We start from the raw sequence: 12,808 nt of genomic DNA on the forward strand, positions 1-12,808 counted from the left end.
CGTGGCATGACGGTGCAGGACGTCGTGTATGCTGAAATCGTGTTTGCCCTGACGGTGATGATGCTAGAAGTCCCATTTGGTTTGTTCGCTGATCGGTTGGGACGGAAAATCAGTCTGCTGACAGGAACCCTATTTGAAACGTTATCGTTTGTAATCTTGCTTCACGCGTACGACCTGTCGTCCTTTTTACTCGCGATGGTGTTAGCCGGAATCGGAAGTACTGCTGTCAGCGGAGCGGAAGAGGCATTGATTTACGAAACGATGGAGCAACTAGGGGGAAGGGAGCATTTTGAGAAAACGATTGGTCGGATAAACGCGGCAGGCCTTGCAGCAACCGGTAGTGCGGCGCTGATTGGAGCATGGCTTGCGACATCGTATGAGCTGACAGTGCATTATCATCTCTCGCTTGGTTGCTTGACGGCGGCTGTTTTCGTCAGCTACTTGTTGACTGAACCGGACAAATCCGGACGACCGGCAGTTTCTGTTACGCGTTACAACTGGCGTCGGTGGAACTTTGTTCCTTCGTTCATCCGGATGACGTTACTCAGCATTTCGTTTGGGGCGACATTGACGTTCTTGGATGAGTTTTGGCAATTGTATGTTCAGGATCAAGGTATTTCCGTCTCCTGGTTTGGGATTATCTTGATTGGCTTGATGGTTGCCCAGGGACTCGGTAATCTTTTGCCTAAACCGGACCGTCCGTTCGTCCCGCTCAGCGTTCTTCTACTTGTGTATGGAGGCGGTTTTATCTTACTCGCTGTGATGGACAGTCGATGGTCCGTCCTTGTCTTGATAGGGCTGTTTTTGATTTACGGTTGGTCGGAACCAGTCCTGACGACATGGATGCAGGGCATGTTGACAGATGATGTTCGGGCGACCGGCAGTTCAATACTGTCGATGCTTGAGAGTGTGGTGACGATCGGTATCGGATTGGGGTTTGGCCAAATCAGTCAAAGTTCAGGTCTTGGCGGAGCCTATTTCTCGCTTGGACTTGTCTGTCTGTTGATGGGAACAGGATTGCTGGTATTTCATCAAAAAAGATAGCAACGAAAAGGTGAAAAAGAGAGGTCTTTTCCAGGTGGGATACCTGAAAAAACCTCTCTTTTGTGTGCTTGTCTTATGAGATGCGCTGTTTCTGCTTGATCGCAACGGCATCAGGCAAACGCCGGGCTGCCGGGAACATCAGCAGAGCGACCGCGGCCGCGATCCAGTAGACGGTCTCGATACTCAAACGGTCCGCAAGTAATCCGAACAGCAGACTGCCGAGACAAAAGCTGAGCGTATAGAAGGTTTGTTGCATGCTGTAGACATAAGGTAAGCGGGCGGCTGGCGTCGCTTCCTGTAAACGGGTAGTCAGCTCAATCGCCCGTAGTTGGCTAGAAGCGCCCTGCAACACACAGGCGACAACGGCAAAGACGACAGACGGTGCAAAAGCAAATAAGACGGTGGCTCCAACCGATAACGCCACACTCAGTGTTAACAGGGAAGCAGACTTGGTCCGGCGGAGCATGTAATAACTGCCGCCGATCATGCTGAGCAGGTAAAAGGCATTTAAGATGCCCCACCAGCTGTCAGATACATGGAGATGCGTATCAATATAAACAAGGAATAACGCTGAAATCCAGGCGGTACTGGTAAAGGCGTCGATGCCGAGCAATGTCGTATTCAGCCGGGCCGGTTCAGTCGACCATGTATAGCGGAAGCTCGACCGGAACGATGGTGTTTCCTGCATTTCTTCGACAGGATCCGCGAGTTGACGGACCTGATGACGAAACAGACCGGTCCAGAGACTTGCCAAAACAAACAAACCGAATGAAATCGTCAGGACGAGATCGGGGGAGCCGAGGCTGACAAAAATCGCACCGAGCGGCCACATTACCAGTTGAACAACTTGGTTTGTCCCTTGAACCAGACTGTTGGCTTTTTGAAGATTATCCGTGATGCGCGGCAGGAAGGCACTTTCGAGCGGTCGGGCAAATCCGTCGAGAAAGGCAATCCAGACGACGCATCCAAGCAGATAACCGAACGGTAAATCAAAAAATACAATCAGACCGAGGCTGATCGTTTTTAAAAGCTGACTGGATAACAAAAGCGAAGCATGACGGAACCGTCTTGCGAGATCGGCAAAGAAAAATCCGCTGATCGTCATGCCTGCTGTCACGGCAATCGGGAATAGGGCAGCAGTGCTGGCCAGTCCGGTTTCAGCATACAGGGTAGCGATGAGAGCGACGATGTAGAGCGCATCTCCCGCATTTGCTACCCACTGGCTGACCAGTAAAGTTGTAAATCGGTTCATCTATAAAACCTCCACATCGTTCGTATTTAGTTAGTGGGTGGGTAAATAGATGAATTTACATCGGTCAGCCTCATTTCGCGTTTTTTTTGATTATATAAGGAAAAAAATGGATTGTCAATGGAGTCGGGAAAATGAGGTCAATGAACTCAGACCGGGCGCTGTTTTTTGAGAGCCCGCATGTTGAGGGCGACGAATAACACAACAAATCCTGCCAGTACGACAAGATCGACCCAAATGTCCTGCAATCCGTAGCCCCGAGTCATGATATTTTGCAAGGCGTGCGCAGCATAAGTCAACGGCATCAACCGGTTGATGACTTCCACCCAAATCGGCGCATCACTCAAATCAAACAGTCCGCTGAAAAAGATCTGAGGTACGATTGCTAAAGGAATGAACTGAATCAATTGAAATTCCGTCCGAGAAAAACTCGACAGTAGTAAACCGAGTGACAAGGCGACACTTGCCGTCAAAAGATTGACGAACAAAAGCAGGAAGTAGTTCCCCTGTTGCGTCACGTCAAGTACGTTGACGATGAACAGTTGGATGAGAATCGTTTGAATCGTGACGAATAAAAAGAAACCGACGAAATAACCGAAGACAATGCTCGACCGTTTGAGCGGAGTCGCAAGTGTCCGTTCCAGTGTGCCGCTCGACCGTTCCCGTAAAAAGCTAATACCGGCAATGATGAAAACAAATAAGAAGATAAAAAAGCCCATTAAGGCAGGAGCGATTTGGTCAAACAATTCAGCGTCCGGATTGCCGTATAAAAACTGGATGTCGGGTTTAGTGACGGCCGGTGCGACAGGTTGCGGTGTTTCAAACGTTTGATTCGTCAACTGGGTCAGCTGTTGCTGTAACTGTTTAACGGCTGCCGTAAGTTTCGTATTGGCAGCAGACGCTTGTTGTCCTTGAATCGTGATCAAGGTCTCCTGGATGACTTGGAGCGCTGCTGCATTTTTTGAAATATCGCCGCCTTCAATCAAAATCTGCGGCTGATTCTGTTGAAAGGTGATCAGGGCATCGATTTCGCGATCCTTCATAGCGGTGACACCGGCCGTTTTGTCTGTAAAGGTACGGGTATCGGTTTTTGTTTTTAACGTATCTTGAAAGGCTGTCGGAAGATCGACCGTACCGATCGTCACATCATCCGAGCTCGAGCCGAGAATCGTTGACAGTAAGAACAGGACAAACAGCGGAGCGAGAAACATCATCGCAATCGTCCGTTTATCCCGAAAAATTTGTGAAATGACACGTTCCGCTACCGTCAGAGTTTGCATCAGACTCGCTCCTTTTGAATGAAAGCTTCGTCGATGGAACCAAAGCGCTGAATCAGATCATCCGGTGTACCGGCTTCGATCAGGCGGCCGTGCTGAATCAACAACAGACGATCGCAACGCTCGGCTTCATCCATGACGTGTGTCGTGACGAGTACTGTTACACCGGATTGACGCAGTTGTTCAAATTCATGCCAAAATGTTTTTTTGAGCGCAGGATCAATCCCGACTGTCGGCTCATCGAGCAGTAAAAGACTCGGTTCATGAATCAAAGCGATGGCAAGACTGAGCCGCCGCTTCATTCCGCCGGAAAACTGATGAATCGGGCGATCAGCATCTTTTTTTAAATCGACGAATTCAAGGACGGTTTCGATCCGGGCCCGGAGCCGTGCTTTTTTCAAACCGTACAATTTTCCAAAGTATTTGAGATTCCCTCTTGCCGTCAAGTCTTCATAGAGCGCATCAGATTGTGCCATATAACCGATTTTCTCGGCTTGTGCGAGTGAGGGTTGTCGTGTTCCGAGAACGGTAATCGTCCCGGTCGTCGGTTGCTGCAGACCGATCAAGGACTTGATTAAAGTCGTTTTGCCGGAGCCGCTTGGTCCGATCAATCCGACGATTTCCCCCCGACCGATTGAAAACTGGACATCGGTCAAGACCGTTCGTTTTCCGAATGTCTGTGAGTAATGGGTTACATCAATCATGCCATCACATCCCTTCTACTTCTTTATACCCACTTCGCTGCTTGACGATGAAGGATCCGCCTGTTTTTTTTCGGAACGCGGCCGATCCCAAAGTAAACGGACCGTTACATAAAAATAAACGGCAGAGATGATATAAAAGAGACTACCAATCGTCAAAAAATCAATCAGATAACCGGCGGCGATGATGCCGAGCGCCGACCAGAGGGACGTCTTAAAGTGATAGCGGCCGATTGTCTGACCGACCGTTGTCAGAGCGAGCTCCTGCCGGGCGAGAATGGTTTTTTCCGTATTCTTTTGGAATGCCCCGAGTATTCCCATAATGATTTGAATCAGGTAGACGTGACTGATGGACGTGACGATCGGAACATACAATAAAATCAGTGCCATACCGAACGTATGGAAAATCAGCAGGGACCGGTCGCCGAACCGGTCGCTTAAACGACCGATACCGAGATAGGCGAACGCTGACGTCAGCGTGAAGAGACCGTAGGCCAGACCGAACTGGGCATAGGAATCCCCGATTTGCCGGACGAGTAACAAATAAAAGGGGAAAATGATACTGCTGCTCATTAAGATCATACTTTGAATACGAACAAAAAGTGGATAATTCATCGTTGTCTCCTTACTTCAAATAGTCCAGATAGAATTGGTTCATGAAAAGTCCTTTGGGATCCTGCCGTTGTTTCGCGGCTTTAAAAGCAGCGGCATTCGGATAGGCTGCGGTGAACTGATCGCGTGTCGCAAACGGATAGTACGGCAGGTAGTAACTGCCCTGATGTTCGAGTGTCGCATCGATCAATTTCTGGACGATCCGCTTCGTTTCGTTGATGGATGCCGGATCCGTTTCCGTATTGATCAGCCAGACGAGGGCAAACATATCCTGTTTGGCATAAGACAAGGCGGCCGTTCTATCCTGCTCGACATAGCGGATCGTAATGTTTAAGACATTTAATTCGTCGGTCGTTAAAATCGTCCGCAACTGATCGATATAGGAAACAAACGAATCAACCGGAACAAAATATTCCTGGAGTAACTCCGTCCGGCCGGGACTGATATATTCCATGAAAGCACTGTCGGACCGCATGACATTATTCCGGGATTCATACGTCCCGCTCTGCTTCAGGAAATACGACTTTTGGAAGGACCACAACTTATTTTTGCCGAAGTCACTGTACCGGGAGAGACCGAGTAAGGCTTTCGGCAGAGCAATGATTGTTTCCTGCTTAAGCAGTTCCTCTTCAATCGGAACCGTTCGTTCGGCTTTATGATAATTCGTCACATACATCTCTTTGAAAAACCCGTCCGGCGCGACGGAAATACGTCCGATATGCATCCGGACGTCAGCATCACCGAGTACATGTTGACGGAAATAAGCCGGATAATCATGATAGTCCAAAGCGACGGTCTGCTCGGTATACCATTCGTCGTCGGTCAGTTTCAGGGTGACATCCAAAATGATGCCGAACAGTCCGTATCCGCCGGGGACGAGGCGGAATAAATCCGCATTTTCGTTTCGGCTGACATGGACGACGGTACCGTCTGCCTTCAACAGCCGGAAGGAATCGACGGTATCGAGCAGGGAACCGTAGCGGATATCCCGGCCATGGACATTGACGCTGAGGGCACCACCGACCGTAAAGATGTTTTGGGATTGCATGACCTGAACCGCCAGTCCGTCCGGCTGAATCCGCTCCTGAATTTCGGCCCAGGTGATTCCGCTTTGGACTGTAATCCGGTGCTTGTCCGGTGTATATGCCAAAATCCGGTCGTAATCCGTCATATCGAGAACTGTCGTATCCGGGAGATAGGTCTGTCCGCCCTGACTGTGTTGCATACCGGCGACGGACACGGTTTCCTGCCGCTGTTTTGCTTGTGCAACCCAGGACTTGAGATCGTTCGTCGATGTTGCCGAACGAATCTGTTTGACACGGGTCGGGAGTAACTTCGACTGATCGGAACTGGTGAGGACCGGGTGTTGATAAGTCCAAAGTGAAAAACTAAAAACCGTCATATACACTGCAATGACGGCACCAACAGCTATTCGTTTCATACATCCTCCTAAGATTTGATTGAGATGTCGACCGGATCAAACGGATCGGATAAGCGGCTCGCTGCGGCTTCCGCGTCTGCTGCAGTAAGCGGGACAGTGGGAATCATTTGTTGTCGCCGCAAGCGGTAAGCACGCTCGAGGCGGCTCGTCAGTAGATTGGCAAAGAACACGAGCAAAGCCAAAGTGATCGCCGGGACTAAAAACAGATGGTTGATCCAGGAAACGGCCGTGAACTGAAAGAAATAATAACCGAACTGGGAAGCCCACTCAAAAATCGTCGGGGCAGCATTACCTTCGAACAATACAAGTGTTCCGCCGAAAAATATGCCAAACAACGAGAGATGGATCAGGACCATCAATGTCTGGACAAACTGTTGCATGAAGACAATCGTCAACGTCGGCAACAGGTGCGGCCAGATGTGTGTCCGGAATTGATAGCCCGGACGCCCGCCGAGTGTCCGGGCGACAAGCATGAACTCTTGAGCGAGCAGTTGCCGGGTTTCACCGATGAAATACAGCACGAGTGCCGGTAAACCGAGTAACGTCAAGACACTGATTTCAAGCAAGACCCGTGAGAACGTAGACGGAATCTCGGCGGGATCGACGAACTGAAACGCCGGTAACAGAATGAATAACGCGATCAGCGAAATCGGGAGGATCAAGAAACCGTCTAACAGCAGTCGTAATGCCGTGTACAGCCGTTTCTTCCGAAAAGCAAGCGGGATGCCAATCAGCAGCGCAAGAGCGATTCGGGCGAAGGCGATGCTGACGCAAATACCGATTGTCCACTTGGCACCTTCAATCATCACTTGAAACAAATCGTTTCCGGAACGATCCGTCCCGAGCCACCGTTCTGCAGACGGTTCAAGCGGCGAGGTGGCGATAAATGTGCCATCCTTTGAATAGAGATTCTGAATTTGATCGACCTGTCCATCACGAAAGACGGAATTGGCAAAACTGAGTATCAGTAAGGTCCCGAAGAACAGCAGACACATCCAAAAGACGGGGTCACGCAGTAAAACACGTCTCATGAAATCTCTCCTTTCCACGAGCGGGGGATACAAAGTTCTGCCACTGTATCCAAAATGAAAAAGGGTACGTAAATGAGGAGCAACAAGACGAGTAATACCGAAAAATCTTGATTAATCAAGATAAAACGGAATAGTCCCTGGACGTTAAAAGCATACTCGATGACGACCAGGCTCGACAGAATCGTAATAGTGTTGGTCCGGAAAAACAGATAAAACCGATAAAACAGATTGGGCATCAAATGTTGCCAAAACAGTTGGGTCGAGTGCATTCCTTTAGCACGGGCCAACTCCAGATAGCTCGCATGCTGTTCTTCCTGAATCCGACCGGTCAACCATTTGATGAAGAAAAAGACAGTCGTCAATGATAAAGTCAAAATCGGCAGGAAACGAATCGAATCTGCGAATCCGCCGGCAATTTCAATTTGATTAAATCCGGTCATCTTAAATAAAAAAACGATGATGGACTGGGAAACGATGATCCAAAATAAATCGGGAATCATTTCAAGGAGCCGGGCGGATTGTGTCAGGATGGACCGGGTTTTTGATCCTGTCCGGTAAAATAAGAAGGCATAAAGCAACGCCACGACCGATGAACAGATCAGCGCACTGGTGAAAATGACGAGCGTTTCCTGGATGAACGGCTGGAGATCAGGCATCAGCGGTCTTTTTTCAGAAGCGGTGACATTGTAATAGGTCAACGGGGCGGAAGTCGTCAACAGACCAAGCTGTTGCTGGACCATTTTGAAATAGCCCGGAAAATCCGGTCGCATCTGAACGATTAAACCCGGCAGAGCACTGATCCCGACTAAAACAAGAAAAGCAAATACAAGTTGAGTGGTTTTACGAATGATAAACGACGACATATTGTTCCTCCTACATTAGCAGTTTAACCGATAGCCTGAATGAGATCATTGCCAATTTGAATCAATTGACTGTTGCGGTGTTTCCGGCGTGTGATGTACCGTTCGAATTGTCCGGTCGGAATATAGGTATCCCGCGTTGACAGCGTCGACAGCGTCAATAAGATTTGTTTCAGTTGAGGCTGTCCTTCTTGCAATTTCAAATGAGTCATCCGGTTGTTTACATCCAGATGATTGATGAACAATTCAACCTTACATCCTTCCTTGATCAGTTCACTGACCAGAAAGGCTGTCTGATCAAGAAATGTCTCGAAATTCGTATGCAATCCGTAACCGCTTGGTCCGGACAGATTCAAGGCGAGCGTAAACGTATCCTGGTTACTCGTCTCAAAGACTTTTGCCTGTAGCCGGCCGGTCTTTGCTGTCGCATACCAATCAATTTCTTTGGATGGTTCTGACGTATACGGTTTAGCGCCCAGTTGAACCAGTTTGTTTTTCAGCGGTGAGTAGCGATCCGCGCGGTCCCCGATCCGCAGACGGTTTAACAGGAGCGGTGTCGCCTGTGCCGTCAACGAAGGAAGAACCGTAAATTGAGGAAAGTCATCAAAGGTAAAAAGATAGACACCCATCCGCCAAGGGAGCCGGATGGTTAATGTGAGTTCATCAAAATGAGCCGGTCCCCGCCGCATCGCTTGAATCGGAATCTCAAGTTGTTCGTCCGATTCAATGACGGCGTGATAGGTATGCGGATGGAGCGGGTCCATGTCGGGAAAAATCAGGCCATCTTCCGTATGCAACCGCAGCGTGGTTTTTAACCCCAACTTTTGCAGGGCTTCGAGACCCAAAAGTTGCAGGCGTAATGAGGCCGATTCCTGATTAAACATCAATGGTTCGTAATGTTTCCACTCTAAGGCAATGTCCCGCTGTAATTGTTTTTCGGTCTGACCGACGACATAATGGATGGTTCCAACGGCAGCAAACAGAAAACCGAGCAACGAGAGTCCCGGGATAAATAAGAAAACGAACGTCAAGATGACATAGACGGAAAAGAGCCGGCGCACGAGCCAAAAAGGAACGGAACGTTCGATGTGCATCCTGTCACCCCATTTCGACCGGAACCGGGATATCGTCAAGCAGATGAAGTAACACATCGGCTTTTGTCGTTTTGATACCGCCTTCGAGTGTCAGTGTCAAGCGGTGGGACAACACATGTTTTGCCAAGTATTTGACGTCCTCCGGAATGATGAAATCGCGGCCGCTCAGAAACGCAAAGCTTTGTGATGCCCGAAGCAAAGCAATCGCCCCGCGGGGACTGACTCCGACTTCGACAAGGGCGTGATGACGGGTCGCTTGGACGATGGCGAGCAGGTAATCGAGGACGTCCTGAGAGGCGTGGACACGCCGGGCTTCTTCCTGCCAGGTAATCAGGTCACCGCCTGTTGCGATGCCGATTGCCTGTTTCCGGACATTGGCCAAGACTTCGTTCAACAGTTGCCGTTCGTGTTCAAGATTCGGATAACCGACTTCAATCGCCACCATGAACCGGTCAAGCTGAGCGTCCGGTAGCGGGAACGTTCCGGCAGACTCAATCGGGTTTTGCGTTGCGATGACAAAAAACGGAGCCGGCATCTGATACGTCGTTCCGCCGATCGAGACTTGACGTTCTTCCATCGCTTCGAGCAGAGCCGACTGGGTGCGCGGGACAGCCCGGTTGATTTCATCGATCAACACGACGTTCGCGAACAGCGGTCCGCGTTTGTTCTCAAATTCCTGTGTTTTCATGTTAAAGAAGTCGGAGCCGATGACATCAGATGGCAGGAGGTCCGCTGTGAACTGAATCCGGGAAAAGGCGCTGTCGAAACTGTTGGCAAGAGCTTTCGCGAGCATCGTCTTCCCGGTCCCCGGCACATCTTCGAGCAGAATATGGCCTTCGGCAATCAAGGCCGTTAAACACAAATCGATGACATTGGACTTTCCCAGATAAATCGTATTGAGCTGGTCTTTTAATTGTTGTAGTTTCACTATGTACGCCTCCATATCATGAAATAAAATTCAAACAGCTGTTTTTCTCAGAAATCCAGAAAATACATCATCTTAAGGAAAAAATATCCAATAATATTAACTGAATTTTAGCACAAATTGAAAACAAGAAGAAACTATTTTCTGATTCAGGAAAAAAGACCGGACGATTACGGACTGAAAGGGAAGGGTAGTTGAATAAAAGAACAGATAAAGGGAGGCAGTTTGTATGAAGCTGATTATTTTCGGAGCGACCGGACAAACCGGACAGGAGTTGGTCAAACAGGCAATCGCCCACGGGCATACGGTGACGGCATTCGTTCGTAACCCGGATAAACTCGAGTTGACGGACGGAAAACTGCAAGTCATCGAAGGGGATGTACTTAATCAGGAAGCGGTGAATCAAGCCATGCAGGGACAAGAGGCGGTGCTGACAGCTCTCGGAACCGAGAGTCTGTCTTACAGCGGCTTTCTCGAGCGGAGTCTCTTACGAATCGTAAACGCGATGAAGGTGAATGGCGTCGACCGGATCGGTTATGTCGCTTCTGCCGGAGTCGATCAGGAGCTTCCGGGTGCACAAGGATTACTTGCCCAACAAATTCTCAAGAATCCGCTAAAGGATCACCGGCAGGCGATTGAACTGTTGAAACAGGCCGATGTAGCGTATACGGTCGCGCGACCGCTTCGATTGATGAACGGTCCGTTGACCGGTTTGTATCGTCAGACGGACAATGGTGTCCCGGAACAGGCGAAGCAAATCAACCGGGCGGACGTCGCCCACTTTTTGCTCGAAGCGATTGAGCAGGGGGAACATGTCCGGAGCAGCGTCGGACTGGCCGAATAAGAAAAGCCGATTTTCAAAGGACGGAAAAAGTCCTTTGAAAATCGGCTTTTTGTATGCACTTACTGCTGGCGGTATACGGAAACCGAGCCGCCGTTGACGAAGAATTGACCGTAGCCGTCCTGATTGATCGTGACGGAAGCGGTGTTGTTACCGGTGATGTCGGTCCAGACTTCACCTTTGTTTTGAAGACCGACATACATCCATTTACTGCCGCCCGGACCGTCCGACAGAATCGTTGCAAGACCAGATTTCGCCCGGTCGGTCACACCTTCACGCGTCCAGCCGATCACGTCCGCATTATCGAGATAATCATTTTGTTTTCCGAAGGCAAAGTCTTTCCGCGCTTTTAACAACGGATCGATTTTAGAGGCAAGCGCCGGAATTTCACGGTTCGACGTGCCTTTTGTCCCGTAGTAATCGCCGTAGAAGACCGACGGATATCCTTGTTCACGTGTCAGAATCATGGCGTAAGCAAGCGGTTTGAACCATGACTGTACCGTTGACTCGAGCGACTGTCCGGGTTGGGAATCATGGTTTTCGACGAGTGTGACGGCCTGGACGGGATTCGTTTTGACAAGTGTGCCGTCAAAGATCGTCCGCATGTCATAATAGCCGCCGCCTTTACTTGCCTGCTCGAACTTATAGTGGAGCGGAGCATCGAAGACCGATTGCTGATAGTTCGTCCGGCTCAAATAGTTTTGCAGCGTCCCGAGGTCGTTCTGCCAATATTCAGCCACCGTGAATAACGGTTTTCCGGTCGTCTGACGGACGTTTGCGAGCCAGTCGGCAAGGTAACCGTGTTTGATATGTTTGACGGCATCGAGACGGAATCCGTCGAGACCAAGTTCGTTGACATACCATTTGCCCCAGTTCTTCATTTCCTGCTGGACTTCCGGATGATCGAAATCAATATCGGCATACATCAGGTAATCATAGTTTCCGTTTTCGGTCGAGACATCGGTATCCCACGCTTTTCCGGTCCCACGGAATTTATAGATGGCACTTTTTGAACGGGATTGATCCCAGTCCGTTCCGTCGAAGTGATACCATTTCCATTTAAAGTTCGAATAGGTATTGTTCCGCGCGGCGAAATCAAATCCGGTCCAGGCTTGGATTTGATAGTCACCCGAGATTTCCTGGTTCCGGTTGCTGCCGTTTACTTCGACGGCTGTGACGGCTTCCGTGAAATCCGCTCCGCCTTTATGGTTCATAACGACATCCCCGTAGACATCGATGCCGGCTGTATGTAGTTGATTGATGGCCGTTTTGAGTTGAGCTTTCGTTCCGTATTTCGTCCGGACGGTTCCTTTTTGATTAAATTCGCCGAGATCGTATAAATCATAAGCTCCGTAACCGACATCATTTTGTGTGGTTCCTTTATAAGCGGGCGGAATCCAGACAGACGTGATTCCGAGTTGATCGAGTTTCGTTGAATCACTGCCGAGACGATTCCAGTGGTTGCCGTCATTCGGAACATACCATTCGAAATACTGCATCATCGTACCGTTATCCGCCGTTGCACCTACTGCAATCGGTTGCACAAGTGGCGCTAGAAAAGTAGCAGTCGCGAGAGTCGCGACAATCAAGCGTTTTTGTTTCATGAAAAGACCTCCTGTAAGTTTATGAAAGCGTTTGCATTTACAGTATATCAAGTCTTGGAATTTACCGTATCATCCGCGACGTTTATTTCTGAACATCTTGTTTTCGTGACTTTTGAACCTGGAATATTT

General features: G+C 49.3%; 12 protein-coding genes. 2 read left to right on the forward strand and 10 right to left on the reverse strand.

The window, feature by feature from the left end:
* Nucleotides 1-6: 6 nt before the first annotated feature.
* Complete coding sequence (locus tag KNP91_RS01605) at nt 7-1,044, forward strand: MFS transporter (protein ID WP_251135869.1); 1,038 nt, start codon at nt 7-9, stop codon at nt 1,042-1,044.
* A 73-nt stretch (nt 1,045-1,117) separates the two neighbouring features.
* Here KNP91_RS01605 and KNP91_RS01610 read toward each other — a convergent pair whose 3' ends face one another.
* The 9 genes from KNP91_RS01610 to KNP91_RS01650 all read right to left on the reverse strand — a co-directional run bounded on the left by KNP91_RS01610 (nt 1,118) and on the right by KNP91_RS01650 (nt 10,237).
* The gene (locus tag KNP91_RS01610) at nt 1,118-2,296 is read right to left on the reverse strand and encodes an MFS transporter (protein ID WP_214848278.1); all 1,179 of its coding nucleotides are present in this window, start codon (nt 2,294-2,296) and stop codon (nt 1,118-1,120) included.
* 146 nt (nt 2,297-2,442) lie between these two features.
* Nucleotides 2,443-3,573, reverse strand: coding sequence for an ABC transporter permease (locus tag KNP91_RS01615; RefSeq protein WP_214848279.1), 1,131 nt, complete (start codon nt 3,571-3,573; stop codon nt 2,443-2,445).
* On the reverse strand, nt 3,573-4,274 hold the full coding sequence (locus KNP91_RS01620; RefSeq protein WP_012369872.1) for an ABC transporter ATP-binding protein: 702 nt from the start codon (nt 4,272-4,274) through the stop codon (nt 3,573-3,575). The genes KNP91_RS01615 and KNP91_RS01620 overlap by 1 nt, the downstream gene beginning before the upstream one ends.
* Nucleotides 4,275-4,289: 15 nt before the next feature.
* Nucleotides 4,290-4,886: an MFS transporter gene (locus tag KNP91_RS01625; RefSeq protein ID WP_214766022.1), complete on the reverse strand. Its 597-nt coding sequence runs from the start codon at nt 4,884-4,886 to the stop codon at nt 4,290-4,292.
* 10 nt (nt 4,887-4,896) lie between these two features.
* Nucleotides 4,897-6,324, reverse strand: coding sequence for an FAD-binding oxidoreductase (locus KNP91_RS01630; protein WP_214848281.1), 1,428 nt, complete (start codon nt 6,322-6,324; stop codon nt 4,897-4,899).
* Nucleotides 6,325-6,332: 8 nt separating this feature from the next.
* A complete protein-coding gene (locus KNP91_RS01635) occupies nt 6,333-7,355 on the reverse strand; it encodes an ABC transporter permease (RefSeq protein ID WP_214848283.1) in 1,023 nt (340 codons plus the stop codon).
* Complete coding sequence (locus KNP91_RS01640) at nt 7,352-8,218, reverse strand: ABC transporter permease subunit (protein WP_214848285.1); 867 nt, start codon at nt 8,216-8,218, stop codon at nt 7,352-7,354. Before KNP91_RS01640 ends, KNP91_RS01635 begins: the two co-directional genes overlap by 4 nt.
* A 23-nt stretch (nt 8,219-8,241) precedes the next feature.
* Nucleotides 8,242-9,309, reverse strand: a complete 1,068-nt coding sequence (locus KNP91_RS01645) for a DUF58 domain-containing protein (protein WP_214848287.1) — start codon at nt 9,307-9,309, stop codon at nt 8,242-8,244.
* 4 nt (nt 9,310-9,313) lie between these two features.
* Complete coding sequence (locus KNP91_RS01650) at nt 9,314-10,237, reverse strand: AAA family ATPase (protein ID WP_214848289.1); 924 nt, start codon at nt 10,235-10,237, stop codon at nt 9,314-9,316.
* A gap of 226 nt (nt 10,238-10,463) precedes the next feature.
* On the opposite strand from KNP91_RS01650, the gene KNP91_RS01655 reads away from it, so the two are divergent.
* Nucleotides 10,464-11,078, forward strand: coding sequence for an NAD(P)-dependent oxidoreductase (locus KNP91_RS01655; RefSeq protein ID WP_012369879.1), 615 nt, complete (start codon nt 10,464-10,466; stop codon nt 11,076-11,078).
* 59 nt (nt 11,079-11,137) lie between these two features.
* Here KNP91_RS01655 and amyS read toward each other — a convergent pair whose 3' ends face one another.
* Nucleotides 11,138-12,679 (reverse strand): alpha-amylase, encoded by a 1,542-nt coding sequence (amyS, locus tag KNP91_RS01660; RefSeq protein WP_012369880.1) that lies wholly within the window; start codon nt 12,677-12,679, stop codon nt 11,138-11,140.
* Nucleotides 12,680-12,808: the final 129 nt, after the last annotated feature.

The sequence above is a fragment of the Exiguobacterium sp. s138 genome (genome assembly GCF_018618775.1).
In the GTDB taxonomy this organism is placed as follows: Bacteria; Bacillota; Bacilli; order Exiguobacteriales; family Exiguobacteriaceae; genus Exiguobacterium_A; species Exiguobacterium_A artemiae.

Excerpts from the sequence above, each read along its gene's own strand:
- KNP91_RS01605 (WP_251135869.1), top strand. The coding sequence starts at position 7 with ATGACGGTGCAGGACGTCGTGTATGCTGAAATCGTGTTTGCCCTGACG.
- KNP91_RS01610 (WP_214848278.1), bottom strand. The coding sequence starts at position 2,296 with ATGAACCGATTTACAACTTTACTGGTCAGCCAGTGGGTAGCAAATGCG.
- KNP91_RS01615 (WP_214848279.1), bottom strand. The coding sequence starts at position 3,573 with ATGCAAACTCTGACGGTAGCGGAACGTGTCATTTCACAAATTTTTCGG.
- KNP91_RS01620 (WP_012369872.1), bottom strand. The coding sequence starts at position 4,274 with ATGATTGATGTAACCCATTACTCACAGACATTCGGAAAACGAACGGTC.
- KNP91_RS01625 (WP_214766022.1), bottom strand. The coding sequence starts at position 4,886 with ATGAATTATCCACTTTTTGTTCGTATTCAAAGTATGATCTTAATGAGC.
- KNP91_RS01630 (WP_214848281.1), bottom strand. The coding sequence starts at position 6,324 with ATGAAACGAATAGCTGTTGGTGCCGTCATTGCAGTGTATATGACGGTT.
- KNP91_RS01635 (WP_214848283.1), bottom strand. The coding sequence starts at position 7,355 with ATGAGACGTGTTTTACTGCGTGACCCCGTCTTTTGGATGTGTCTGCTG.
- KNP91_RS01640 (WP_214848285.1), bottom strand. The coding sequence starts at position 8,218 with ATGTCGTCGTTTATCATTCGTAAAACCACTCAACTTGTATTTGCTTTT.
- KNP91_RS01645 (WP_214848287.1), bottom strand. The coding sequence starts at position 9,309 with ATGCACATCGAACGTTCCGTTCCTTTTTGGCTCGTGCGCCGGCTCTTT.
- KNP91_RS01655 (WP_012369879.1), top strand. The coding sequence starts at position 10,464 with ATGAAGCTGATTATTTTCGGAGCGACCGGACAAACCGGACAGGAGTTG.
- amyS (WP_012369880.1), bottom strand. The coding sequence starts at position 12,679 with ATGAAACAAAAACGCTTGATTGTCGCGACTCTCGCGACTGCTACTTTT.